The sequence below is a fragment of the Aeromonas sp. QDB11 genome (assembly GCF_027705265.1).
Lineage (GTDB): Bacteria > Pseudomonadota > Gammaproteobacteria > Enterobacterales > Aeromonadaceae > Aeromonas > Aeromonas allosaccharophila.
Map to the genome: position 1 here is coordinate 1 of NZ_JAPDBM010000206.1, position 820 is coordinate 820.

Sequence of the window (820 nt, forward strand, 5' to 3'; positions counted from 1 at the left end):
GGCACTGTTGCAAATAGTCGGTGGTGATAAACTTATCATCCCCTTTTGCTGATGGAGCTGCACATGAACCCATTCAAAGGCCGGCATTTTCAGCGTGACATCATTCTGTGGGCCGTACGCTGGTACTGCAAATACGGCATCAGTTACCGTGAGCTGCAGGAGATGCTGGCTGAACGCGGAGTGAATGTCGATCACTCCACGATTTACCGCTGGGTTCAGCGTTATGCGCCTGAAATGGAAAAACGGCTGCGCTGGTACTGGCGTAACCCTTCCGATCTTTGCCCGTGGCACATGGATGAAACCTACGTGAAGGTCAATGGCCGCTGGGCGTATCTGTACCGGGCCGTCGACAGCCGGGGCCGCACTGTCGATTTTTATATCTCCTCCCGTCGTAACAGCAAAGCTGCATACCGGTTTCTGGGTAAAATCCTCAACAACGTGAAGAAGTGGCAGATCCCGCGATTCATCAACACGGATAAAGCGCCCGCCTATGGTCGCGCGCTTGCTCTGCTCAAACGCGAAGGCCGGTGCCCGTCTGACGTTGAACACCGACAGATTAAGTACCGGAACAACGTGATTGAATGCGATCATGGCAAACTGAAACGGATAATCGGCGCCACGCTGGGATTTAAATCCATGAAGACGGCTTACGCCACCATCAAAGGTATTGAGGTGATGCGTGCACTACGCAAAGGCCAGGCCTCAGCATTTTATTATGGTGATCCCCTGGGCGAAATGCGCCTGGTAAGCAGAGTTTTTGAAATGTAAGGCCTTTGAATAAGACAAAAGGCTGCCTCATCGCTAACTTTGCAACAGTGCC

The 820-nt window shown here is 52.3% G+C and carries 1 protein-coding gene; it reads left to right on the top strand.

The genetic code is table 11. The annotated features are described in order from the left end of the window. Positions 1-63: 63 nt before the first annotated feature. A complete protein-coding gene (locus OKC40_RS22685; protein WP_001067834.1) occupies positions 64-768 on the top strand; it encodes an IS6-like element IS26 family transposase in 705 nt (234 codons plus the stop codon). Positions 769-820: the final 52 nt, after the last annotated feature.